Here is a 25,327-nt window from a genome sequence, read left to right on the forward strand (position 1 = left end):
CAAAAACGCTCCAAGCAGGTTCACTGATTGGAGCGTTTTCTTTTTAGCGCTGAAGCCCGGCTAGCGTTGAAACTGAGCTGAGATTACTTTTTCGCTTTCGCAAACGCTGCGGCAAAAGCGCCGCCCATCGCGTTGTTGGATGATGAGTCATCACGGCGAGGCTGGCGTCGCTGTGGTTGGTCATTGCGACGAGGCGCTGCTGTAGAGCGTTGGCTGCGGTTGTCTTGACCTGGTTCGTCGCTCAAACGCATCGATAGACCAATACGCTTACGCTGTACGTCCACTTCCATCACTTTCACCTTAACGATGTCACCCGCTTTTACCACTTCACGTGGATCAGACACAAAGCGATCTGTCAGTGCCGAAATGTGGACGAGACCATCTTGGTGCACGCCGATATCAACGAAGGCGCCGAAATTGGCTACGTTCGATACTACGCCTTCTAGAATCATGCCTGGTTCCAAATCAGAAACCGAGTTAACGCCTTCTGCAAATGTCGCCGTCTTGAACTCTGGACGCGGGTCACGACCCGGTTTATCTAGTTCTTTGATGATGTCTGTAATGGTTGGAACACCGAAGTTTTCATCGGTGTAATCCACGGCGTGTAGGCCTTTTAGGAAGTTAGAATCGCCGATCAGAGCTTTGATGTCTTTGCTGTTCTTCTCAGAAATCGCTTTTACCACTGGGTACGCTTCAGGGTGAACCGCAGACGCGTCAAGTGGATTCTTGCCATCCATGATTCGTAGGAAGCCTGCACACTGCTCGAACGCCTTAGGCCCTAAACGAGGTACTTTCTTCAATGTCGTACGGGCTTCGAAACGACCATTTTCGTCACGGAAGTCGACAATGTTCTGCGCGATGGTGCTCGACAAGCCAGCTACGCGTGTGAGTAGTGCGGCAGAGGCGGTGTTCACATCAACACCAACCGCGTTTACACAGTCTTCTACAATGGCATCCAGACGTTTTGCCAGCATAGATTGACTCACGTCGTGCTGGTATTGACCCACGCCTATTGATTTAGGATCGATTTTTACTAGTTCAGCCAGTGGGTCTTGAAGACGACGAGCAATCGATACGGCACCACGTAAAGACACGTCCATGTTAGGGAATTCTTTGGCTGCAAGTTCAGATGCCGAGTAAACAGACGCCCCCGCTTCACTAACGATGATTTTCTGAACGTTTAGGTTGCCACGCTTAATAACGTCTGCGACAAAGCTGTCAGTTTCACGCGAAGCGGTGCCATTACCAATTGCAATCAAGTCAACATTGTATTTGCGCACTAATTGGTCGACGATGTGCGCAGATTTGTCGTACTGCTTTTGCGGTGGGTGAGGGTAGATGGTTTCGGTTACAAGCACCTTGCCAGTAGGGTCGACAATAGCTATTTTAGAGCCTGTACGCAGACCTGGATCGAGACCAAGAGTGGCACGAGGACCTGCCGGAGCCGCCATCAGCAAGTCTTTTAGGTTGGTGGCGAAGACTTCAATCGCTTCGATTTCTGCGCGCTCTTTCATTGCGCCCATTAGCTCGGTTTCCATGTGCATCGATACTTTGATGCGCCATGCCCAACTGATCACTTGTTTGCGCCATGTATCCGCGGGTGCGCTGCTTAATGTCACGCCGTAGTGGTCAGCGATAATCGTCTCGCAATAAGACTGACGAACGCCTTCTTCTTGTTCTGGATCGGCATTCATTGCCAATGTCAGAAAACCTTCGTTTCGGCCTCGTAGCATTGCCAGCGCACGGTGTGATGGCACTTTGCTGAGTGGTTCGTTGTGGTTGAAGTAATCTTTAAACTTCTCGCCTTCTTGCTCTTTACCCTCAACGACGCGAGCGCCCATCTCTGCATTGCGGTTTAGGTGGCCACGGATTTTCTCTAGTAGGTTGGCGTCTTCTGCAATGCGTTCCATGATGATCGCGCGTGCGCCATCGAGTGCGGCTTTCGTGTCAGCCACCCCTTTATCAGCATCAAGGTATTTACTTGCTTCGCTTTCTGGTTCGGTTTGCGGGTGGTGCCAAAGTTGCTCCGCTAGCGGCTCAAGACCTGCTTCAATCGCGATCTGGCCTTTGGTGCGGCGCTTTGGTTTATAAGGCAGGTATAAATCTTCAAGGCGAGTCTTGCTGTCTGCCTGAGTGATTTCTTGTTCAAGCTCTGGCGTCAGTTTGCCCTGTTCTTGAATCGATTTCAGGATAGTTTGACGGCGGTCATCCAGTTCACGAAGATAAGACAGACGGCTGTCTAGATTACGCAGTTGGGTGTCATCAAGGCCACCTGTTACCTCTTTACGGTAACGTGCAATAAATGGGACAGTGTTACCATCATCAATAAGGGTTACAGCGGCATTGACTTGCTCAGGGCGAACATTCAGCTCTTGAGCAATCATGCGACAGATAGCTTGGCTCATCCGTGTATTCTCTTTAATTTTGTTTGGTATTGGTGTGTTATAGAACATTGGGGTTATTCAGGGAATTTGCAATGTTTTAAACGAGTCGCGCAAAAATTTACCGAGTGCTGGTGGACATCAGTCAGATTTGTGTCAAAACTGTAATCAAATTCAGAACTTATATGTTTGATTGTCGACTAACTCATACCTTAGCTCACACGGAAAACAATGATGAAGAAAATGTCTTTGGCTTTGGCGCTCTTTGGCGCCGTATTGGCGACGCCGCTCGCTTGGTCGCAAACACTTTCCGCGACCACTCAGGATCCGATTTACCAACTTGATGACAAAGTTGTATTGGGGCGAGTAGAGAGTGTTTACTACAGTGACATTGCCGAGCTAAGTGACGTGCCTTTTATCGGCAAGATTGATACTGGTGCTGATACCACCTCAATGCACGCAGAAAATATCCACGTTAGCAGTCGCCATCCAGAATACCAAAATTTTAAAGATGACAAGCTGATGCGGGCAATCGTTGATGATCTTGGTGGCACCAAAGCCAAATGGGATACAGGTAGCTTTAAGCCGTATCAAGTCACCGTGAGCTTCACTATTCATCATCCATACACGGGTAAAGAAATTAAGGTCACGGATGATCTTGAAAGCATCAGTGCGATCCGCAGCCGAACCAGCGAGAAACCGATTCTACGTCCTGCGGTGAAAATGCCGATGACCATTGCTGGGCGTACTGTGGATACTGTGGTTAACCTGACCAAGCGTACTCAATTCTCTGCGCCTATCCTGATTGGTAAGACTTACCTTGATAACAATGCGTGGGTGTTTGCTGGTTACGATTACCTGCAAGAACAACCCAATGCGCAAATTATCGGTAAAAAAGAAACGGTGGAAGTGGAGGGGGTGCCTTACAAGGTTAGTATTTCGACCTCTAGTCGTTACACCAACGTGCATGCACTCAACATCAAAGTCGACCAGAAGAAAAAACAAGTTTCTTTCACCCTTGAAGGTGAAAACGGTAAGCGTCACCCAATGACGTTACCATTAGTGCGAATGCTGAAAACCAGCAAGAGCGAGCGTCCTCTGGTTTACCTTCCGGTCAAAGTGAGCGAGACCGAGACGCAACAATGGTTGGTTTACCTGCGTGATCGCAGCAAATTCAGCTCGCAAATCCGTTTGGGAAGAGATGTTGCAAGCCAGCACTTTGTCATTGATACCGATAAAGAGAACTTGCTCGGTGGTGTGGAAAAGTCATTTAAGAATGCGTTGAAATCTGCGCCGCTAGTGATCTCGCCAGAAGAGTCAGTCAACATTGATGGTCATGTACTGCCAGCGTATCCAACTTTCGCGGTGAAAACGCCACTTCTGCGTGTTAATGGCTTGGAATTGACAGAAAAAGACAAGAAAGAAGTGGTGACCTTTTATCTGCCAAGCAGTAAAGGTAAAGAAGAAAAAATCACTAAGCGTGTGCTGAAGAAGCTTAAAGTGGGGGACTCGGTTCGTCCAGTCGTAGAAGGTGAATTCTTGTTTGGCGATGAAGAGCAGAGCATTGAGTTTGCTATTGATGTACTAGACAAAGACGATCAAGAACAGCCATTTTTCGTGTTTGGGCACGAGATGGCGAAAGGTGGAGTGTTGCTCAATACACGCGCTGACCATTTACTGGAGGCGCGCCCATTGTTCAGAGCCGGTCACATTGAAGTGGCAGAAGTGGAAGGCATGTCTTTCCCTGTGAAGCTGGATACCGGTGCGGATGTGAGCTCGATTAATGCTCAAAACATCAAACAGTTCAAGGAAGATGGTAAAGATATGGTGAGTTTCACTTACGAGAACGCTAGCGGTGTGAAGAAGGCATTTATCAAGCCCGTTGTCGACGTGATGCGCATTACGGCCAAGAAAGGTGAGAAAGCCAACGTACGTCCCGTGGTGGAAATGCACGTTAAGCTGGGCGAATTAGAGAAGAAGATCCGCGTTAACCTACAAGACCGTAGCCGTTTTTATTACAGCATGATTTTGGGGAGGAACTTCCTCAAACATGGTGCGATCGTTGCCAGCGACACTAACTACATAGTGACCGATAAGCCCGACGAAGAAAAATAAGTGGCTTAAGCCCATATCGCACTGTTAAGGTGCGATATGGTTTGCTGGGTGTAGGAGTCATGGGAAGATGGCTTTAAAGTGTCAATTCACGCGAAAGGATTTTTTGTTAAGATGACTATCGCAGTCAAGAATGGATTCACAACAGTAAAGATATTGGATTATTCAAATTGAAAACAAAACTCATCACTCGAGAAGGTTACAACAAACTCAAAGCTGAGCATGATCACTTATGGAATGAAAAGCGACCTGAAATAACCAAGATAGTTACGTGGGCAGCAAGCTTAGGTGATCGTTCAGAAAATGCCGATTACACCTTCAATAAACGCCTATTACGTCAAATCGACCGTCGTGTTCGCTTTTTGCGTAAATTTTTACCTGAAGTGAAGATTGTAGATTACTCGCCTCAGCAGGAGGGTAAAGTATTTTTTGGTGCTTGGGTTGAAATCGAAAATGAGGCAGGAGATGTTAAGCAGTTTAGAATCGTTGGCCCGGAAGAAATTTATGGTGATGCCAAGGGTTATATCTCAATTGACTCTCCAATGGCGCGTGCTTTACTGAAAAAAGAAGTCGACGATGAGATAACTGTCCGCACTCCTGAGGGAGACAAAGAATGGTTTATCAATTCAATCACCTATATGACGGAATCAGCCTGAATCTGGCATATTAAGATGAGGAACCAAGGGGTTACCTTCTTCTTATCTTTCTGCTGTTCAGGTTCTGCTAATCAAGGTATAGAAATATCGAATCATGCAGAATCAATGCTCATTAATTCGGTTTTCTCGGAATTAAGGAAAACCTACCCAAAGCTGCATATCCGTAACTAAATGCAATATTTCTTAGTTTTTATCTGCTGTTCTTTTTCAGTTTAAACCAAATCTTTTTTCGGCTATTGCTTCTCATAATAATTCCTCTAAGACAACACCGCTTTGCCCATTTGATATTCTTTGTAGCAAGCTATTAATTGATATTTTTTTATCAATTAAAACTTTTCTATTGTTGTTTGATTTGTTTTCAATGATATCTGATTTAGTCGATATTTTATTAGACATAGGATGCCCCTTATTTGTTATTTAAATTAAGGTGCACTGAGCATAGGTGTTATTCTAGGATAGAGAATTAAGGGGTATTACAGAGAGATACTTGCAAAGGATGACGCTGAAAACTTACTTTATGTTTTTATCTTGAAACAACGCTTTGTCAGAGCAACTTCCTTATCGCTTTAGCGACAAGGAAGTGAAATTTTTATTGTAAGGCTAGATAGCCATTACATTTTCGGCTTGTAAGCCTTTTGGTCCATGACCAACGGTAAAGGAAACCTGTTCGCCTTCAACAAGTTTTTTAAAGCCATCACCTAAGATGCTACGGAAATGAACGAAAAGGTCATCACCACTTTCTTGTGAAATAAAACCGAAACCTTTAGCTTCGTTGAACCACTTAACTGTACCAGTTGCTTTGTTAGACATATTATGTCCCTTATAAAAAAATTAAAATTAAGGTGCACTGAACATAGGGGTAATTTTAGGATAGAAATTTAAGAGGCATTACAGAGAGAAACTTGTCAGGGATTACGCTGGAAAACTTACTTTAATAATTATATCTTTAAATAACTCTTTGTCAGAGCGACTTCCTTATCGCATAAGCGACAAGGAAGTAAAATATTTACTGTAAGACTAGAGAGCCGTTACATTTTCAGCTTGTAAACCTTTTGGTCCATGACCAACAGTGAAAGAAACTTTTTCACCTTCAACAAGTTTTTTGAAGCCATCACCTAAGATGCTGCGGAAATGAACGAAAAGGTCATCACCACTCTCTTGCGAAATAAAACCGAAACCTTTAGCTTCGTTGAACCACTTAACTGTACCAGTTGCTTTGTTAGACATATTATGCCCCTTATAAAAAATTAAAATTAAGGTGCACTGAACATAGGTGTAATTTTAGGATAGAGAATTAAGAGGTATTGCAGAGAGAAACTTGTCAGGGATTACGCTGGAAAACTTACTTTAATAATTTTATCTTTAAACAACTCTTTGTCAGAGCAAGGGCCACTATACAGGGTTATTTGACTAAAGATAGCTTTATTTGTGATTTTTTGTTTTTATTTTTTCTTACTGTGTTGATTTCTGCGTATCGACCTTTGCTATCGGGCTTAGTGGCACCAACCCCAGTCACTCTTGTTGAGTTCAATACCAGCACTTCAAAGTGTGCATACAGGACAGGAGCTCGTCCTGTGATCATGAAAATCATGCGCTCAAACGAAATTAATTGTTAAAACTTTGGCTTAGATAAAAAGAGTAACAATTTGCACAAGCACGTTTGAAAAAACAGTGATACATTTCGGACAATAGATGCCTTTCAAAGGATGTTTCAATGCAGGAAAATCATAAAATACTCGTTGTTGATGACGATGCTCGTTTGCGTGCCCTATTGGAGCGTTACCTCTCTGAGCAAGGTTTTCAGGTGAGAAGTGTCGCTAACGGCGAGCAAATGGATCGTCTTCTAACCCGGGAAAACTTCCACCTTATGGTGCTGGATTTAATGTTGCCGGGTGAAGATGGCTTATCGATTTGTCGTCGTTTACGTAATGCAAACAACACGCTACCTATTCTAATGTTGACGGCGAAAGGCGATGAAGTCGATCGCATCGTTGGTCTTGAAGTGGGAGCAGATGACTATCTGCCAAAGCCGTTCAACCCCCGCGAATTGTTGGCTCGTATTAAAGCAGTACTTCGCCGTCAAACGGTCGAACTGCCTTGTGAGCCGGGGCAGGGGTATTTTGGTCGTGGTGCAAAACAGAGACTTTCGCCTTAACCTGGGCACGCGTGAAAATGTCCCCGAGGTGACGAAGCGATGCCACTGACCTCTGGTGAGTTTGCGGTGCTGAAAGCATTAGTGACCAATGCGCGCGAGCCCATGTCGCGTGATAAGTTGATGAATATGGCTCGAGGTCGAGAATACTCAGCAATGGAGCGCTCTATCGACGTTCAAATCTCACGTCTACGCCGTATGTTGGAAGATGATCCGAGCAAGCCGCGTTACATCCAAACGGTGTGGGGCTTAGGTTATGTGTTCGTCCCAGACGGCAAACAAGCGTAATCACCTCTTAGGTCTACCGATAATACTCGGTTGCTCATATTCCACCCTCAAACCCTTTACTGTTTGAGGGCTGGATGCTCGCAAAGAATGTTGTTCTCTAGGAACAGTCCATCAGGAATACTCCATGCGAATCCGAAGTTCATTTACACAATCTATTCTACTGTTCGTTTCTTTGCTTCTCGCTAGCCAAGTCTTCTCTTACTACGCGGTATTTAACTACGCCTTGATGCCAAGTTTGCAGCAGTTCAACAAAATTCTCGCTCATGAATTGAATTTAGTCCTTGATCAAAATGAGGGCTCAAATAGTGATACACCGCTGCGCCATGAATTGCTCGAAAACCTGGGCGTCACGGTGCACAGTGTGAAAAGTGACATGATGCGTGAGTTTGATAGTGCGCTGCCGATTGATTTAATGTCGGAAGAAATGACACAGCAGCTTGATTCCCCAACAGAAGTCCGTTTGATGCTAGGTAGCGAGAGCTATATTCTTTGGATGCGTATCGATCAGTTACCGGATTCTATTATTCGAATTCCTCTTTCCGAACTACAAAAAGAAGATTTTGTTCCTCTATTTAGTAACAACTTGATCATGGCATTAGTGATCATTGCAGGGGGGTGGCTGTTTATTCGTTTGCAAAACCGGCCATTGATTGCGCTGGAGAAGGCGGCGGAAGAAGTTGGGCGAGGAGAGATACCGCCACCGTTACCGCAAAGGGGCGCATCGGAAATCCGTTCTGTAACCCGTGCATTTAACCAAATGTCGAAAGGTATACAAGAGTTGGAAGAAGACCGAGCCTTGTTGATGGCAGGGATTAGCCACGATTTGCGTACGCCACTGACGAGAATTCGCTTAGCGACAGAAATGATGTCGCCAGAAGACAGTTACTTAGCGCAAGGTATCATCAGCGATACTGAAGAATGCAATGAGATCATCAGCCAGTTTATGGACTACCTTAAACCCGTTAATAGAGAATCATTTGAACGGGTTGATATCAACACCATAATCAGCGACGTTGCGACATCAGAAGGGAGTTATGATATCGATATCGAAACCGAGCTCAACCCAACAAAGCCAGTGGCGAAAGGCAGTCCTATCGCCATTAAACGCGCGGTGAGTAACCTAGTGGTGAATGCGCTACGCTACGGCAATGGTAGGGTGAAAATCAGTACAGGTGTGACGGCTGACAAGCAGTTAGTGTGGGTGTGTGTTGAAGATAATGGTCCGGGGATCGAACCATCGCAAGTTGCACGCTTGTTTGAACCTTTTACTCGTGGTGATACGGCGCGAGGCAGTGAAGGGACGGGCTTAGGTTTGGCGATTGTTAAGCGCATTGTCAGTCAACATTCTGGTTCGGTTGTGGTGCGTAACCGCAGCCAAGGTGGGTTAAGCGCGCAAATCAGCTTTCCAACCAAGTAAATCTTTTAAGCAAGTAGATTTTCCGGGCAAGTAAGTTTTCCCCCAAACACTGCCAACAAAAAAGCCCAACCAAAATATCGGGTTGGGCCTTTTGAGCATCCAGTGTTAGGTTAAGATTCTTTAATCGTTTGAGCTGTGGGCTCATCATCCTCTTCCAGTTTCTCTGGAAGCAATAGGTTCAGAATGATAGCGGTAATGCCGCCAGCAGCCACGCCAGTTGAGAAAATACTTTTAATGAACTCAGGCATGAATTGCAGAATTTCTGGTTTTTGTGCGATACCCAAGCCCATTGAAAATGACAGTGCCATGATCAAAATAGCGCGACGGTCTAGATCAACACGAGAGATGATGCGCACACCCGCCGCTGCGATAGTACCGAACATCACTATGGTGGCACCGCCCAATACTGGCTCAGGGATCAGCTGAACAAAGCTGGCTACACCCGGGAACAAGCCCAGAATCACTAACATACCTGAGATGAAGTAGCCTACATAGCGGCTGGCGACACCAGTCAGCATAATGATGCCGTTGTTTTGGCTGAAGGTTGAATTTGGGAAGCTGTTGAATACTGCTGCAATGGCTGAGTTCAAACCATCTGCTAATACGCCACCTTTGATGCGCTTCATGTAAACCGGACCTTTTACTGGCTCACCGGAAACCTCAGACGTTGCAGTAATGTCGCCAATTGCTTCTAGAGCGGTGATAAAGAAAATCAGAACCAGCGGGATAAACAGAGACCAGTCGAAGCTCAAGCCGTATTGCATGGGTATCGGCAGTGCGATGAGGTCTGTTTTCCCCAGTTTGGACGTGTCGACCATACCCATAAAGCATGCCATAACGTAGCCAACTAGCATGGCAATCACGATAGATGCAACGCGCACGTAAGGGTTTTTTGAGCGGTTAAGGATCACTATCAAACCAAGTACTGTGCCCGCCAAAGCCAACTTATCTAGGCTACCGAAAGAGCCATCACTTATGGCAGCGTAGCCGCCACCCATAGAGACCAAGCCTACCTGGATAAGTGTCAGGCCGATAAGCGTTACAACAATGCCAGATACCAGCGGCGTGATGATACGACGTGCGTGTTCTAGCACTCGAGATAACAGGATTTCAGCAAAAGAGGCCACCAAGATGGTGCCGAAAATTGCCGCCATCATGGTACTGATGTCAGCGCCGCCTGCTTTTAGGGACAGGCCAGCAGCGATAATCGGACCGAGAAAGTTAAAGCTGGTCCCTTGCACTGAAAGTAAGCCCGAGCCGATAGGGCCAAACGTACGGATCTGGATAAATGAAGATACGCCAGATGCAAATAATGACATGCTGATGATGGTATTCGTTTGGTCAGCAGGCACCCCCAAGGACTGACAAATAATCAGAGAAGGAGTGATAACGGCTACGAACATCGCCAGTAAGTGCTGAACTGCAGCAAAAATGGTCTGAGGTAGTGGTGGACGATCGTTTAATTGATAGACCAGTTCCGAAGCTCGGTTTGAAGTTGTCATGTTTATCTCGCTAGTCGCAATAATTCTTGCCCAGAGCTCGCTGAATGGGAGGACTGGGTGGAGTTGACGTTATATAACCTGTGATTGCTGTTAATCAGTGTCAACTCAGGTTGGTTTGATGTGATAGGGCGCACACCATAAATTTTGAGCGAGATTATAGAGAGATTCATCAAAAAAGCAAACGTTTGCTCTTGGTTGAAAAGAAAAGGCGAACGGTTTTGCTCGCCAAGATAGTTTATGCCTTAGAATAAATGTCACGTTCACCTAACCAACGGTCGATGATTGCTATGGCATTGGTCGGGTAGTTGTCATGAATATGGCGCGCGATACGTTGAACTTCTGGGATTAATCGTTGATCTCTGACTAAGTCAGCAATCTTAAAATCAGCCAAGCCAGTTTGCTTGGTGCCAAGAAGCTCACCCGGTCCGCGGATCTCCAAGTCTTTCTGTGCAATCACAAAGCCATCGTTGCTTTCTCGCAATACACCCAAGCGTTTTTGGGCAGTTTTGGACAGTGGTGAGTGGTACAGCAACACGCAGTGACTGGCGACTGAGCCTCGACCGACACGTCCTCTTAGCTGGTGTAACTGAGCTAAACCTAGCCGCTCTGGGTTTTCGATGATCATCAGGCTGGCGTTAGGCACGTCGACACCAACTTCAATCACCGTGGTTGCGACCAGCAAATGCAGTTGGTTGTCTTTGAAGTTCTGCATGACCGCTTGTTTTTCTGCGGGTTTCATTCGTCCGTGCACCAGACCAATTTTTACGTCGGGCAGTTTGCGTTGTAGCTCCTCTGCGGTATCGGCGGCGGCTTGAGCTTCCAGTACTTCGGATTCATCAATCAAGGTACACACCCAATACGCTTGCTTGCCCTCATTTAAGCAGGCACTGCGTACTCGTTCGACAATGTCATCGCGTTTGGTGTCAGGAATGGCGACGGTTTGGATGGGCGTTCGACCCGGCGGTAATTCATCAATCACCGACGTTTCTAAATCTGCATAGGCTGTCATGGCTAACGTTCGTGGGATCGGCGTTGCTGTCATGATGAGCTGATGTGGGTAAGCGCCTTGTTTTGCGCCTTTCTCACGCAGCTCTAAGCGCTGGTGGACACCAAAGCGGTGCTGTTCATCAATGATGACCAAAGCTAGATGATGAAACGCAACATGTTCCTGGAAGAGGGCGTGAGTACCTACGACCATTTGCGCTTCGCCACTGGCAATACATGCCAGTTCAGCCTCTCTGGCTTTTCCTTTCAATTTGCCCGCAAGCCAACCTACTTGAATGCCCATTTTTTCGAACCAATTGGCGAAGTTGATGGCGTGCTGCTCAGCAAGCAGTTCGGTCGGCGCCATTAAAGCCACTTGGTAGCCGTGCTCAATAGCTCTGGCTGCTGCGAGCGCGGCAACCAAGGTTTTTCCTGAGCCTACGTCACCTTGAACGAGGCGCATCATTGGATGAGCTTTTTCTAAATCCGCTTCAATTTCTTTCACCACTCGTGCTTGAGCATTGGTTGGTGAGAAGGGTAATTGATCCAACAGTTGCTTTTTCAGTGAATCACATGACGCTAAGGGTAAGGCGATGTCTTGTTGTCCTTTGCTACGCACAGCCAGCATGGAGAGGTTCTGTGCCAGCAACTCTTCCATGATCAAACGAATTTGAGCTGGGTGCTTGCCTTCATCAAACTCATCCAAATTAATCTTGGGAGGTGGTCGATGAATGGTATGCAGTGCTTGCGACATGGTGATCTGATGATCGTACAAACCGGCGGGCAACAGCTCTTGTACTGCGGCTTTATCGAGGAGTGATAAGGCTTGCTCTGTCAAGTTACGCAAGGTGATTTGACGCAATCCGTCGGTGGTTGGATAAACAGGGGTTAAGCTCTGTTCTGCGTCCGACTTTTGCTCGTTAGCATAAAACTTGTAGTCAGGGTGGACCATTTCCAAGCCCATACTACCACGCTTAATCTCACCGTAAGCATGTACTAACTTACCCTGTGAGAAATTGTTCTTGATCGCGGCAGTAAAGTTAAAAAAGCGTAGGGTAATGGTGCCATTTCCGTCGCTGATTTTTACTGTCAGCATTTTACGTTTGCCGAAAATGGTATCGACAGCCATGACTTTGCCTTGTATCGCCGCCCATAGTCCGGCATGCAGCTTGGCTATGGGATAAATGCGAGTGCGGTCTTCGTAGCGAAGAGGAAGGTGAAACAGCAGATCTTGAACGCTATGCAAGCCAACTTTGGCGAGTTTTTCTGCGACTTTAGCGCCAACGCCAGACAGGGAAGTTAGAGGAACCGCTGATAACATTTGGGCAGACATAGTAGGCTCAGAAAATAGTTAACATAGCCGTATGTTAACCACTAAGCTGTGTTTTTGTACAGGATTAAGTTAGAAGAAGGGATATGGGAATGCTCACGCTCCGAGATTAGAGAACGCTTCGCTTTGGGAATCGGGATGTGTGCGCTGGGGTATGGACTGAAAGAAGCTTAAGTATAGAAATTGTTGACGGAACTTGTCTCCAGAAAGGCAAAATAGAATCGAATCCCGAATCCCGAATCCCGAATCCCGAATCCCGAATCCCGAATCCCGAATCCCGAATTTATTTCTTCTGCATCTCTTTCCACCACGATTCGTCAGCCACAATTTGCCCTTCTTCATCAAGTTGCGGATATTCCAGTCCCTTGCGCTTAGCCACTTTTGCTAATACCGGGTGACCACGTTCAAATAGAATTCGCTTGATGGCTTCTTTAGGTAATGCGCTTTCTTCACGTTGGTACATACCTGCGGCTTCACGCTGACGTTGCGCTTCGTAAAGAATCACGGCGCTGGCGACAGATACATTCAGAGATTGCACCATACCAATCATTGGGATGATGATGTCTTGGTCTGCGAGTTTCTTGGCTCGATCTGAAGCGCCAACCTTTTCACTGCCAAGAATGATGGCTGTTGGTTTGGTGTAGTCGATGTCACGAAAGTCGACGGCGGTATCGGATAGGTTGGTCACCAAAACCTGCATACCTTGCGATTTTAGCTCGCTAATCGCAGTGTCAATTGAGTCGTGGGTATCCACTTCCACCCAGTTGCGTGCACCTGCTGAGGTGTGGGCAAGGGTGCGCATTTTATCTGGCCAAATCGCATGGACTTTGTGTAAGCCAGTCGCATCAGCGGTACGTATCACTGCGGAAACGTTATTTGGCTTATGTACTTCTTCAAGGCACAGGGTGAGATCGGTTTGGCGTGCTTTGAGTACTTGATGGATACGGTTGTAACGTTCTAAATTCATAATAAATGGGGATATAAAAAATCGCCACCCGGTGTGCGGGTGGCGATAGAGTTTAGTTCTTTCTTCTTCTGACTCGGGTCGCCTGCGGCATGCTCTTGATTTTACGCATGATGCCAGCAAGGTGAACACGATCTTTGGTGGTTAGCAGAACGGTAACCGTATACAAGCGACCATCTCGCTCTTCGGTAGAAAGACCATGAATGTTCGAACCCGTTTTCGAAATCACATTGGTTAATTCCGCCAGAGCACCTTGGCTGTTGAGCATATCGACTTTCAGCTCAGCAATGAACTCTTTGTCGTACTGTTCAGACCAAGCAACGGCCATGTATTTGTCCGGCTCTTTCTGGTAACCGCGCACGTTTGGACACGTTTCACGGTGCACCACAAGACCACGACCCGGTGATACGTGGGCGATGATGTGGTCATCTGGGATCGGGTGACAACAGTTCGCAAACGTCAGCAGCAATCCTTCCGCACCACGGATTGGCAGTTTCTTGTTCGAATCACTTGGAATCGAGCTTGTCGTGGTCAATTCGTCGGTGTCACCCAATAGGCGACGAGCAATGATGATGCTCATCAACTCACCCAAGCCAATCGCTGCCAGCAGATCGTCGACGCTTTCTAGACGCAGATCAGTCAGCACTTCTTGGATGTTTTCAGGGTAGATGGAATCAATCGAATGACGGCCCAAAGCGTGGTTCAGTAGACGGCGGCCTAAGACTATCGACTCTTCACGACGCATGGTTTTCAATACTTGACGAATCTTAGTACGAGCACGTGAGGTGACCACATAGTTCAACCAAGCTGCATTTGGACGCGCGCCTGGTGCACTGATGATCTCCACTGTTTGACCGTTCTTCAGCGCCTTACTTAATGGGTAAGGGTTACGGTCAACACGGGCACCAACACAAGAGTTACCGACATCTGTATGTACGGCATAGGCGAAATCGACGGCGGTTGCACCTAATGGCAATTCAACGATACGGCCTTTTGGTGTAAAGACATAAATCTCGTCAGGGAATAGATCCGATTTTACGTTTTCAATGAATTCGAACGAGTTACCCGCGCTTTGTTGAAGTTCAAGCAGGCTTTGCATCCAACGCTGAGCTTTCACTTGCGCTGTCGTGCCTGACTTGTCGCCCTTGTCTTTGTATGACCAGTGCGCAGCGACACCTTTGTCCGCCATTTGATCCATATCTTCGGTACGGATCTGAACCTCAACGGGTACGCCGTGAGGGCCGACCATCGAAGTATGTAGCGACTGATAGCCGTTTGCTTTTGGCACCGCGATGTAATCTTTCATGCGACTAGGGCGTGGCTTATACAAGCTGTGTACTTGGCCGAGAGCACGATAACAAGTATCAGCAGTATCAACCACGACACGGAAAGCATAGATGTCCATGATGGTGTGGAAACGCTGCTCTTTGGTTTTCATCTTGTTGTAGATGGAGAACAGGTTCTTTTCACGCCCTAACACACGTGCATTCAAGCCAAAATCTTCAAGTCGACCTTCAATTTCGCTGTGAATACGTTGGATCATCTCTTTACGATTACCGCGGGCTGCTCTAACCACTTCTTTTAGAACGCGATAGCGGTTTGGATAAAGTGCTTCGAATCCAAGCTCTTCGAGTTCCGTTTTGATATTATGAATACCAAGACGATGAGCCAGCGGCGCGTAGATCTCCAGCGTTTCGCGAGCGATACGGCGTTTTTTGTCGGGGCGCAGGGCACCCAATGTGCGCATATTATGCGTACGGTCAGCCAGTTTGATCAAAATAACGCGGATGTCTTGCACCATGGCCAAAACCATCTTACGAAAGTTCTCGGCTTGCGCTTCTTTTCTGTCGCGGAATTTGAGTTTGTCCAGTTTAGATACACCATCCACTAACTCAGCGACGGTATTGCCGAATTTCTCTTCGAGATCTTCTTTTGTAACGTCACAGTCTTCGATAACGTCATGCAGTAGTGCGGCTTGGAGGGTTTCGATATCAAGGCGCATTTCGGCCAAGATTCGAGATACAGCAACTGGGTGGATAATGTATGGTTCACCGCTTGAGCGGGTTTGCCCTTCATGGGCATCTCTTGCTACCACATAAGATTGACGCAGAGCCTCAATTTGAGGCTCTGTTAGGTATTCTTGGGCAACGTCTTTGAGGCTATCGAATAGATACAAATTATAGGCTCGGGAGGTTGTTGAATTCTAAAGTCAGAATTAACGGTTGTGAGCGATGCTGCTTACTGCCGCTAGCTCTGCCGCTTCTTGCTCTTGTTGTTCTTGACGTTCACGAGCGTCTAGAACTTCTTTAGTAATTAAACCTTCTTCGATTTCGCGTAGAGCGATAACCGTTGGCTTATCGTTCTCTTCTGGCACTAGTGCATCTTTACCGCCAGTTTGCATTTGACGAGCTCGGCGAGCCGAAATCAGTACTAGGTCGAAACGGTTGCCAACTTTTTCAACAGCGTCTTGAACAGTTACGCGTGCCATAAGGACTCCAAATAGTTAACTAAATTTTAAATGACGAGAAAGTATACAGTCTCAGTAGAATATTTACTAGCGATAAGACGTGTGCAACAGCAATGACTTTCTCTCTAAGTAATATAAGCTTCCTTACTGAAATAAAGAAGCAAAAAATTTGTGTTTCGGGACAGAATTACTCTGCTAGAAGCGCATCAAGCATACCTTTATATTTAGCAGCTTGCTTTTCTTCCTTCAATCTTTCCGCACGTAAAATGGCTTTAAAATCGATTAATGCCGTATCGAAATCGTCGTTTACGATCACATAGTCGTACTCGTTGTAGTGTGAGATCTCAGATTTGGCTTCTGCCATGCGTTTTGCGATCACTTCTTCACTGTCTTGACCGCGCGTGTTTAGGCGGCGTTCGAGTTCACCATTTGATGGTGGCAGGATAAAGATGCTTTTCGCTTCTGACATTTGCTTACGGATTTGGCGTGCTCCTTGCCAATCGATGTCTAGGAAAACGTCGATGCCTTTGTTCAGCGTTTCTTCAATCCACATGCGTGATGTGCCGTAGTAGTTACCGAACACCTCGGCATATTCTAGGAAGTCGCCTTTTGCAATCAGAGCTTCAAATTCTTGTTTTGCAACGAAGTGGTAGTGGGTACCGTTTTCTTCACCAGGACGCATGGCACGAGTAGTATGAGACACAGATACTTTCATTGCATAGGTTGGATTGCGCTCCAGCATGGCTGAGATTAAGCTAGATTTACCTGCGCCGCTAGGTGCAGATACGATATAGAGAGTACCTTTGCCCATTGTACTGTTCCACTTTGGTTGGATTGAGTAAATGCCGAAAGAAGTATCGACCTTGTTGTCATGCCAATGACGTTGATTGACGAGATTGGTATAACAATAGTACTGGCGTTGATGATTTATCACTCAATTACGTGAAGTAGGTGATAAACCCGCCAGAAAAATGGAGGCGAAGAGTACCATGAACTCCGCACGGTTACTAGCCGATCTTTCAGGCCTGAGGTGATATGAAAATAAAAAAAGGGGAAGCTTTCACTTCCCCAGGCGTGCGACTGACTCACACTTAACTTTTGGAGCAACCACAGTGACTTTGGTTACTATTTTGCAAATCTTGACTTGTTAGCTTTGAGACTCCAGGAAGTTAATCCAAGGGCTGGCGGCAGACTTCATGTCGGGCGACTGCGCTGCACTCTTCATGGCTTTTAGCGCGTTGCTCGGCTGGTTTAATTCGAAATACGCCATTCCTCGAATGTAGTTCAGCTCACCTTTATCGTTACGCTTGGCGTCTGGAGCGGCATTTTTGGCAAACTTAGTTGCTGCAGAGTATTGCTTATCCAAGATCATCAAACGAGCAATCTTGATCTGCGTTTTCGCTTTTGGCGCTAACTGGTAAGCCGCGACATAGGTCTCAATCGACTTATCCAATTCCTGCGCTTGTTGCCAGAAAGCAGCCAGCTTTTCCAAGTTCTTAGCATTACGAGTGACCTTACCTTCTTCCATCGACGTTTGCATTGTCTTGGCGGCTCGGAAGGGAACACCCTGATAAGCTTGGAAATTCACTAAACGTAAGTACTCTTTCTCTTCTTCTAGTAGGCCCAACTTATGAGCCATTTCTAGCGTAGAAAGTGCGTTACGCTCTTGTTTTAGCTCCATGTAGATACCGGACAACTGGGTCCAGTAACGCTTATTTTGCGGATACTTGGTGGTTAAGATTTTCAGTACGCCTGCAACACTCTTGAACTGTTTTAATTCGTAGTGTGCTGACATCAACAGTTGGTACCAAGATTCGCTAGGGTTCTTCGTCATCGCAATGGCCTTTTTCGTCGGCGGAATTGCGTTGCGGTAGTCTTGTAGCTGAATGTAAGCACTGGCTAACGTAATGTAAGCGTGTGCTTGCGGCTTTTCTTCTGTTGTTTCAGCAATCTTAAACCATGTATTCATGGTGTTTACTGATTTCTTAAATTGGCCCTCTGCAAGGTAAAGTTGTGCAAGGCTGTAACGAACCTGTTGAGCAACGGGTACTGGCAAAGCGTCTAATTTGAGCGCTTCAGCAAAGTATTTTGCCGCTTTCGGGTAATCGTCTTTTAAAGAATACAAAAAGCCCATTTGTTGCAATAACACGGCGCGATCGTATTTCTTTTTCTTGGTACTGCCTAGTGCCGAGTTCAGTTTCGAGAGAGCGTCTGAGTATTTCTCAGTTGCAATCAGTTCTTGAACCTTGTTTACCGTGCGAAATGTTCTGTCAGATAACTCTGGTGTTTTTGCTATTGCAGGTGCGCTGTACGCACCTGCAATAACCAATAGAGAAGCTAACAATTTTGTATATGCTTTCATGCTGCGACTCCTTAGTTAGTAGAGAACTCTATTTCTTGCGATAAGCGGGAAGTAACCGGCTTTCCATCAACCATTTTGGGTTTAAAGGTCCACTTTGATACGGTTTTTCTTGCTGCTTTACCCAAGCCTAACTTACGTGGGGTTTCTTTTAAGACTTTGACATCTTGCACGCTACCACGCTCATTCACCGTGAACTCTACTAAAACGATACCTTTCTCTATCCCTGCACGAGCCGCTTTACGTGGCATTTGAGGTTGGAATGTAGCCAGAGGTACAGGACCTCCGCTGCCAGCCAGTTGAGCACCACCACCTTGGGTGTAGTGTCCAAGTACTGAACCACCGGTTACGTTAACGGGTAGATCAAGTTTCGGCATATCCATCGGGATTTGATCCATCACCGGCTTGACCGTCGCTGTCACCTTCATTTCCGGTGGTGGCGGTGGGCGTTTCGGTGGCGGTGGTTTCGGGAGTTCGCGCTTTTTCTCCTGTATTTTTTCGTCCGGTTTAATGCGAATGAATTCCACCATGCGGAGATCATCATTCGACACTAGCTCGTGGCGCTCTTTGTTTACTAGCTTGTCCATCCCCCAGAACAATCCGAGGGAGACAATGAGCGCCAGTGCAATTGAGGCCAGATACCGCATAGGCTTAATCCTTATTGGTTGCGGCAATGGAGATGCTTTCTACACCTGCCATCTTAATCTGGTCCATAACCTTCACGACTACACCAGCGTTCGCTTCAGTATCCGCTTGGATAACAACCGCTCCGTCTGGGCTTTCTGCACGTAGACGTTCGATGTTGGCACGTACTGCATCGACTTCGATGCGACGTTTATCAACCCAAACATCACCTGCAGCGCCAATGGCAACCATGATGTTCCCTTTCTTCACGGTTTGCGCTGAGCTTGCCGTAGGACGATTGACTTCTAGACCGGCTTCTTTAACGAACGATGTTGTTACGATAAAGAAAATCAACATGATGAAGACGATGTCGAGCATCGGTGTCATATCGATAGCAGCTTCATCACTGCTGTCATTGCTATAGCGTCTTTTCATGACCTATACCTCTAATTCCATTTACTCAGGCGATGCCCATTGATTAACTAGCGTGCTTTAGCTTGTCTTCAAGCTTCTGCGTGGTGACTTTGGCTAAATGATCAAGACGAGTACTAAAGAACAGTCCTGATAGTGAAGCCACCATTCCCGCTAATGTTGGGATTGTTGCCTTTGAGATCCCCGAGGCCATTGCTCGAGGGCTTCCTGTACCTGTCACTGCTAAAATATCGAATACTTGAATCATGCCGACAACGGTGCCGAGTAGACCAAGTAGGGGACAAAGCGCAATCAGTACTTTAACGATTGGTAGTCCCTTTTTATTCTCAATATCCTGACGAGAAACGATTTCTTGTCGGATCATCTTAGCGTTCCAGCTTTTATGTTCTGAGCGCTCTTGCCAAAAGCTTACGGCTTGTTTCATTGCTTTTGGCGCGACGGCAGCGAAGTAAAACCAACGTTCTAGCAATACTGCCCATAACATGAAGCTGAGGATGAAGATGGCGACGAGTACATCACCACCCATTCCCAAGAAGCGTCTGATTGATTCAAGTTCTCCAACTAACCACCACATAACGCCTCCTTAGCTTTCGGCTTTATGCAGTTTTTCCTGATAGCGAGCGATGAAGCCTGCACTCTGTTCTTCAAGAGTTTGAACCAAACGACGACCTTTACTGTGTACGATGGTGTACAGGAACAGTAGAGGGATAGCGACAACCAGACCAAGCATGGTAGTTACAAGCGCTTCTGAAATACCGCCAGCCATTAGCTTAGGATCGCCGGTACCAAATAGAGTGATGGCTTGGAACGTTCCTATCATACCCATCACTGTACCCAGTAGACCTAGTAGTGGCGCAACAGAGGCGAACAGTTTTATTGAGCCGATAAAGCGCTCGATGCTCGGTGCGTTACGTAGGATGATTTCGTCCAGTTTTGCTTCAAGGTCTTCAAGGTTGTCACCTTTGTGCTCTTGGTAAGCTTGGATAACTTCACCTAACGGGTTGCCAGGAATAACCGTGTCCGATTGCGCTTGCTTACGCATCTTGCCACCGATAACCAGTAAGCGTAGGTAACAAGCCAGAGCGATAAGTGCGCCAACGGCACCCATAGCAAGGATGACGTAACCAACAATACCACCTTGGTCAATGCGCTCCTGAACGGTTGGGCTTTGTACCAATAGAGACAGAATGACACCGCGAGATGGGTCAATAAACAGTGGTTCATATGTGCCCTCAGCGGCTTCAAAACCGCCAACTAAACGAGTGATGTTTTTGCTTGGTTGACGAGATAGCTCCTCGAACTTACCAGTTTGAGGGACGTAGGTGACGTATTTGCTATCTGCGATTGCATTGAACTCACCGACGAGAGTGACGTCACGTACTGCTTCTTTACCTTCACCGTATACAACGGTTGCTGGTGCGGTAGTGGTATCACCTGATGCAACCACCTGTTGTAGGATCGTGTGCCAAAATGCTTCAAGCTCTTGCGTGGATGGCAGCTCTTTGCTCTCTGCTAGTTTAGAAAGCAGTGCGTCACGCTCGGGGAAAAGAACGGCGTTTTGCGAAGCTGCAAACAGGCCTTTAAATTCGCCTGCATATTGACGAACCACACCAAACATCTCACCTAAAGTACCTGAGCGAACACGCAGTGTTTCCGTTAGGTCGGTCAGTTGTTTGTCGTTTTGATCAAACGTAGCCTTCAATTCATCACCAAGGGCTTGCTGTGCGGCCAATTCTGCACGCGCTTTTTCAAGAAGAGCTGCTTGTTGGTCACGGTTGTTTTTGAACTCAGCTTCACGAGCCTTGTTCTGTTTTGATTCGACGATACTCTCTGATTTTACGTTTTTCAGCAGTTCAGATAGGTTCTTTGGTGCTTCAGCCTGCGCACCAGAAATCATAAATAAGCTCGCTAGCAAGCCAGCGGCCAGAGTTTTGAATCCTTTCATCTCTTATTCCTCCCCAGCAAATACAGGCAGTTTGATCAGCGCTGGTGGCGCTTGTTTCTTCGCGATGCGAAGGCCTTGCTGTACGGCGATACGGTAGTTTTCTGGTAATGATTCCCATTGATGGGTTTGCTGATTCCACATACCCGTCTCACCACCATCCGGCGATTGGAATAGAAGCGCGGTACGACCAATACGAAGGAAGTCGTAAGTCACGGTCTCACCGTTACGCTCTAGGCTAGCTTTGTAAGATTCGATTGAGCGAGAGAAGCCTTCTTCAATTTGATACGCTTCCATCACTTTACGGAATTTCTCTGATGTCGTTACGTCTGCACGATCCATTAAGTCACGCAATTCATTGACTCGCTTGGTGCGCTCTTCTTTTTGGAAGGGAAGATCAAGTACAACGAACTCATCAAGGGCGTCGATCATTTTGAGTGTTAGCGGTACAACCTCGGTCGCTGTTTGATCGATTTGAGCAATCTGACTGTTCAGTGAATCCAATTCGCCTTGTTGCGACTGAACCATACGATTGATTTGCTCGTTGTAGACTTTCATGCTGTCGATCTGTCGCAACAGGCCTTTGTATTCAGCCAGCATGCTTTCAGCACTTTCAGCATAGGTGTCGATTTTTTGTTGTGAAGCCTGAGAAGACTTCGTCGTTTTTGCTTGGTTAGCGACAACGGTACCTGAGTCCGCAGCAATAGCTGCACCACTCACCGATAAAATCGCGGCAGTAACTGCACTTACGCCAAATTCCTTTAACGTCATAGTAGCATCCTTGTCAGTGTATAAAGTCAGTCGAATAGGGCTGGCACAAAACTTTGTGCCAGCAAAGAGTTAGTTAATTAGTATTTAACATTTAGGTTTACGTAGAAGTAACGACCAGCGACATCATAAGTAGTGGTATCTGTATTACCTGAGATAGTGTCCATAATCAGAGGTGGTTCTTTATCAAATAGGTTATTGATACCGCCAGAAAGGGTAATGTCGTTGTCAAACATGTAAGCTGCGCTGATATCATGGTAAACCACGGTTGGGACATTGAAGTTGTAGATTTCGCCATTACTACCAGGTAATTCGTATTCAACACCATCAATTAAGCGCGCGTTCCAATTAGTTTTCCAAGAATCTTTTGCCAAGCCTAAACTTAAGTTTGAGCGATATGCAGAGTAGTTGCCAATTTGGCTACTGATAAACTTGCCCTTGTACTCTTCGATAGAGCCATCGGACTGAGTCACGTCGTATTTAAAGGTGTATGTGTTTTCCCAATTGACAATCAACGTTGCAAAGTCGAAGTCGTTCAAGTAGCGAACATTAAAGTCGAGACCGTTAGTTTCTAGTTTCCCTAGGTTTGTCAAACGTGCATCAATAGAGCTGATGTTACCTTTTGAATCTCGAACGATTTTGTCACAGTAAGTTCCATCAGTATTACATTGATTAAGCATCAATTGTGGATCAACGCTATCAATGAGATTTTCTAGTTCGATTTGCCAGTAATCAACAGTAGCTGACATTCCTTCAACAAAGCTTGGTGCGAACACAAAGCCTAATGACGCAGTGTGACCTTCTTCTGGCTTTAATTCATCATTCGAACCATAGAACACTGGGAACTGTGTGCGTCCACTAGTATCTTGCCCTGTTGGATCGGTTAAAGTATCAAAACTCTCTACTGCACCTCCATAAAGCGCTGAAATAGATGGGGCTCGGAATACATCGCTGTATGAACCTCGGAACATGATGTCTTCAACAGGTTGGTACAAGAAGCTGTAACCAAATGTAGACTCACCACCAAAAGAAGAATATTTATCGTGACGGGCTGAGACTTTCGCTTCTAAATAATCTGCCATTGCTACGTCAGATAAGATTGGTATCAGTAACTCTCCGTAGAATGAATCTACCGTATAGGAACCAGAGGTTGCAGACTCTGCATTGCCACTTGCATTGCCTGACACTACAAGCGCGTCTGGTGTATTTTCACCTTCTTCACGGCGTGTTTGATAACCAGCGGCAAATGCAACGGTTCCCATTTCGTGTTCGAAGACATCTCCGGATACGTTAAAGTCAATGGATTGTTGTTGATTATATCCTGTGTCTTGGCGTGTGAAAGTTGCATAATCAAGAGCTGCTTGACTTACTCCACCAAACAGATTCATCGGTACACAACCTTCGATCACTTGGCCTGCGCTGTCTAGACATTGACCATCTTTAGATGCTCCGATTGCATTGTTGACACGGTCTTTCATGAAGACGTTATTTTCACTTTGAACCGACTTTGTTTTCCCCCAGTTGAAACTAGAATCCCAAACCCAGCCATTCGAAAACTCCCCATCTAGTGCAAAGACAAAACGTGCTGTATCTGACTCAAAGTAGCGATTGCGCCCCTCTGTTTCTACCATCCGTCTGCGCCAGTCTACGATATCAGTACCAGTTGTGTTGTACTCGTTATCTTTAGAAATTGGATCATAGCCATTAAAGTAACCAAAAATAGGCTCAGGAGCTAAAAGGTAGTCTGATTGCGAGTTAGAGTAGAGAGCTTCAAAACTAGCAGTAACAGGGCCTAGGTAATCGTTTTCTGTTACGAGGTAATCACCTTGCGCAGCAAGGTACATTTTTTCAGCTGGGCGCTTCAGATAGTTATCTGGTGCGTAATTATATAGGTCGTCAGGTGCAACAAAGTCACGTAATGTATCACCATTTCCTGGCCCGTATGTTTTTCCATCATAGTAGCCCCAAGGTGTAGCGCTACTACCTCCAACGTAACTTCCTCCACTTCCATCGTGCATTATGTCTGTATTAGAGAAGCCTCTGCTACCAGCACTAATCTCTTTCTCTGTAGTGTAACCTGCTGAAAACGTGATGTTGCCTCGGTCACTTGAAGAGCCTGCTAATAAACTAATATCTGTAACTTCACCATCGCTTTTTGAGGTTCTACCTGATTTTACATTTACTTCAAAGCCTTCGTAATTTTGCTTCGTGATAATGTTTACCACGCCAGCAATAGCATCAGAGCCGTATACTGAGGAAGCTCCATTCTTTAATACCTCAATGCGTTCAACCATTGCAGTAGGAATCATGTTCAAATCGACTGAAGCATCTGCACCAGTGCCACCATTCACCATGCGTCTACCGTTAACAAGAACTAGTGTACGCTCTGGTGATAAACCCCGTAAGTTAACGGTCGCTGCACCGTTACTACCATTGTTCACTGATGTACTTTGAACCGTACCACCAACACCTGGTAGTTGGTTTAGGACATCGCCGATAGATACTAGACCGGTATTTTCAATATACTCTGAGCTTAATACTTGAACTGGTTCTGACCCTTCCATGTCCACGCGAGAAATGCGCGAACCAGTAACTTTCATTTTTTGTAGTTTTTCAACTTGTTGCTCTTCTGCCTGTGTTGCTAGTGGGATCACTGCTGTCGCCGTTCCCAGTGCAAGGCTGATCGCAACAGATAAAGCGGTTGTGTTTTTATACATCCTTGTTGCTCCATTTATTATTATTTCCCTTGTGGTCACATAGCGACCTATTGTGACGTTAATATTTCGTCAACGTCCGGATATGTATAACCGAGATGAAAAAAAGAAGTCAAACCAGTAGTAAACAGAGATAAATAAATGTAAAAAAGATGTAAGAATTCAAATTTAGCATAAATAACAGCATAATTTGCCAATGATAACGTCCAGAACGAGATCTAATTTTGAAAAAACG

General features: G+C 46.1%; 22 protein-coding genes. 5 read left to right on the forward strand and 17 right to left on the reverse strand.

All coding sequences use genetic code 11. The features are described from left to right. Window positions 1–83 precede the first annotated feature (83 nt). A complete protein-coding gene (locus AND4_RS10410) occupies window positions 84–2,405 on the reverse strand; it encodes a Tex family protein (RefSeq protein ID WP_009842926.1) in 2,322 nt (773 codons plus the stop codon). Between the two features lie 207 nt (window positions 2,406–2,612). Here AND4_RS10410 and AND4_RS10415 point away from each other — a divergent pair, with 207 nt between their 5' ends. After that, window positions 2,613–4,496 (forward strand): RimK/LysX family protein, encoded by a 1,884-nt coding sequence (locus AND4_RS10415; RefSeq protein ID WP_086026820.1) that lies wholly within the window; start codon window positions 2,613–2,615, stop codon window positions 4,494–4,496. 167 nt (window positions 4,497–4,663) lie between these two features. Then, window positions 4,664–5,149, forward strand: coding sequence for a transcription elongation factor GreB (gene greB, locus AND4_RS10420; protein WP_009842928.1), 486 nt, complete (start codon window positions 4,664–4,666; stop codon window positions 5,147–5,149). 243 nt (window positions 5,150–5,392) lie between these two features. Here greB and AND4_RS20255 read toward each other — a convergent pair whose 3' ends face one another. From AND4_RS20255 to AND4_RS10430, 3 genes are all read right to left on the reverse strand, one after another. Continuing rightward, a complete protein-coding gene (locus AND4_RS20255) occupies window positions 5,393–5,545 on the reverse strand; it encodes a hypothetical protein (RefSeq protein ID WP_186004051.1) in 153 nt (50 codons plus the stop codon). A 204-nt stretch (window positions 5,546–5,749) separates the two neighbouring features. Beyond that, window positions 5,750–5,959 (reverse strand): cold-shock protein, encoded by a 210-nt coding sequence (locus tag AND4_RS10425; protein ID WP_009842929.1) that lies wholly within the window; start codon window positions 5,957–5,959, stop codon window positions 5,750–5,752. A 207-nt stretch (window positions 5,960–6,166) separates the two neighbouring features. Beyond that, window positions 6,167–6,376, reverse strand: coding sequence for a cold-shock protein (locus AND4_RS10430; RefSeq protein ID WP_009842930.1), 210 nt, complete (start codon window positions 6,374–6,376; stop codon window positions 6,167–6,169). 487 nt (window positions 6,377–6,863) lie between these two features. Here AND4_RS10430 and AND4_RS20535 point away from each other — a divergent pair, with 487 nt between their 5' ends. The 3 genes from AND4_RS20535 to envZ all read left to right on the forward strand — a co-directional run bounded on the left by AND4_RS20535 (window position 6,864) and on the right by envZ (window position 9,006). After that, the gene (locus tag AND4_RS20535) at window positions 6,864–7,304 is read left to right on the forward strand and encodes a response regulator (protein ID WP_009842931.1); all 441 of its coding nucleotides are present in this window, start codon (window positions 6,864–6,866) and stop codon (window positions 7,302–7,304) included. Window positions 7,305–7,343: 39 nt separating this feature from the next. Continuing rightward, window positions 7,344–7,589, forward strand: coding sequence for a winged helix-turn-helix domain-containing protein (locus AND4_RS20540; RefSeq protein ID WP_009842932.1), 246 nt, complete (start codon window positions 7,344–7,346; stop codon window positions 7,587–7,589). A gap of 124 nt (window positions 7,590–7,713) precedes the next feature. Further along, window positions 7,714–9,006, forward strand: a complete 1,293-nt coding sequence (gene envZ, locus AND4_RS10440) for a two-component system sensor histidine kinase EnvZ (protein WP_009842933.1) — start codon at window positions 7,714–7,716, stop codon at window positions 9,004–9,006. A gap of 110 nt (window positions 9,007–9,116) precedes the next feature. On the opposite strand, the gene AND4_RS10445 is transcribed toward envZ, so the two are convergent. The 13 genes from AND4_RS10445 to AND4_RS10505 form a co-directional block, all read right to left on the reverse strand. Then, window positions 9,117–10,508 (reverse strand): nucleobase:cation symporter-2 family protein, encoded by a 1,392-nt coding sequence (locus tag AND4_RS10445; RefSeq protein WP_009842934.1) that lies wholly within the window; start codon window positions 10,506–10,508, stop codon window positions 9,117–9,119. Window positions 10,509–10,743: 235 nt separating this feature from the next. Then, window positions 10,744–12,825 (reverse strand): ATP-dependent DNA helicase RecG, encoded by a 2,082-nt coding sequence (gene recG, locus AND4_RS10450; protein ID WP_009842935.1) that lies wholly within the window; start codon window positions 12,823–12,825, stop codon window positions 10,744–10,746. Between the two features lie 280 nt (window positions 12,826–13,105). Next, window positions 13,106–13,789, reverse strand: coding sequence for a tRNA (guanosine(18)-2'-O)-methyltransferase TrmH (gene trmH / locus AND4_RS10455; RefSeq protein ID WP_009842936.1), 684 nt, complete (start codon window positions 13,787–13,789; stop codon window positions 13,106–13,108). A gap of 52 nt (window positions 13,790–13,841) precedes the next feature. Then, on the reverse strand, window positions 13,842–15,962 hold the full coding sequence (gene spoT, locus AND4_RS10460) for a bifunctional GTP diphosphokinase/guanosine-3',5'-bis pyrophosphate 3'-pyrophosphohydrolase (RefSeq protein ID WP_009842937.1): 2,121 nt from the start codon (window positions 15,960–15,962) through the stop codon (window positions 13,842–13,844). A 39-nt stretch (window positions 15,963–16,001) separates the two neighbouring features. Beyond that, on the reverse strand, window positions 16,002–16,274 hold the full coding sequence (gene rpoZ / locus AND4_RS10465; protein ID WP_009842938.1) for a DNA-directed RNA polymerase subunit omega: 273 nt from the start codon (window positions 16,272–16,274) through the stop codon (window positions 16,002–16,004). Between the two features lie 166 nt (window positions 16,275–16,440). Continuing rightward, window positions 16,441–17,064 carry a guanylate kinase gene (gmk, locus tag AND4_RS10470; protein ID WP_009842939.1) on the reverse strand — a complete coding sequence of 208 codons (624 nt, stop codon included), beginning with the start codon at window positions 17,062–17,064 and terminating at the stop codon, window positions 16,441–16,443. Window positions 17,065–17,400: 336 nt separating this feature from the next. Next, window positions 17,401–18,615: a hypothetical protein gene (locus AND4_RS10475; protein WP_009842940.1), complete on the reverse strand. Its 1,215-nt coding sequence runs from the start codon at window positions 18,613–18,615 to the stop codon at window positions 17,401–17,403. An 11-nt stretch (window positions 18,616–18,626) separates the two neighbouring features. Next, entirely contained in the window at window positions 18,627–19,259 is a 633-nt protein-coding gene (locus tag AND4_RS10480) for an energy transducer TonB (protein WP_009842941.1), read from the reverse strand. A gap of 4 nt (window positions 19,260–19,263) precedes the next feature. Further along, the gene (locus AND4_RS10485; RefSeq protein WP_005430119.1) at window positions 19,264–19,671 is read right to left on the reverse strand and encodes a biopolymer transporter ExbD; all 408 of its coding nucleotides are present in this window, start codon (window positions 19,669–19,671) and stop codon (window positions 19,264–19,266) included. Window positions 19,672–19,714: 43 nt separating this feature from the next. Beyond that, the gene (locus AND4_RS10490; protein WP_009842942.1) at window positions 19,715–20,242 is read right to left on the reverse strand and encodes a MotA/TolQ/ExbB proton channel family protein; all 528 of its coding nucleotides are present in this window, start codon (window positions 20,240–20,242) and stop codon (window positions 19,715–19,717) included. A 9-nt stretch (window positions 20,243–20,251) separates the two neighbouring features. Then, window positions 20,252–21,613, reverse strand: coding sequence for a MotA/TolQ/ExbB proton channel family protein (locus AND4_RS10495; protein ID WP_009842943.1), 1,362 nt, complete (start codon window positions 21,611–21,613; stop codon window positions 20,252–20,254). A 3-nt stretch (window positions 21,614–21,616) separates the two neighbouring features. After that, window positions 21,617–22,381: a DUF3450 domain-containing protein gene (locus tag AND4_RS10500; protein WP_009842944.1), complete on the reverse strand. Its 765-nt coding sequence runs from the start codon at window positions 22,379–22,381 to the stop codon at window positions 21,617–21,619. A gap of 77 nt (window positions 22,382–22,458) precedes the next feature. Next, window positions 22,459–25,095 (reverse strand): TonB-dependent receptor, encoded by a 2,637-nt coding sequence (locus AND4_RS10505; protein ID WP_009842945.1) that lies wholly within the window; start codon window positions 25,093–25,095, stop codon window positions 22,459–22,461. Window positions 25,096–25,327: the final 232 nt, after the last annotated feature.

The organism is Vibrio sp. AND4, assembly GCF_000171815.1.
Lineage (GTDB): Bacteria > Pseudomonadota > Gammaproteobacteria > Enterobacterales > Vibrionaceae > Vibrio.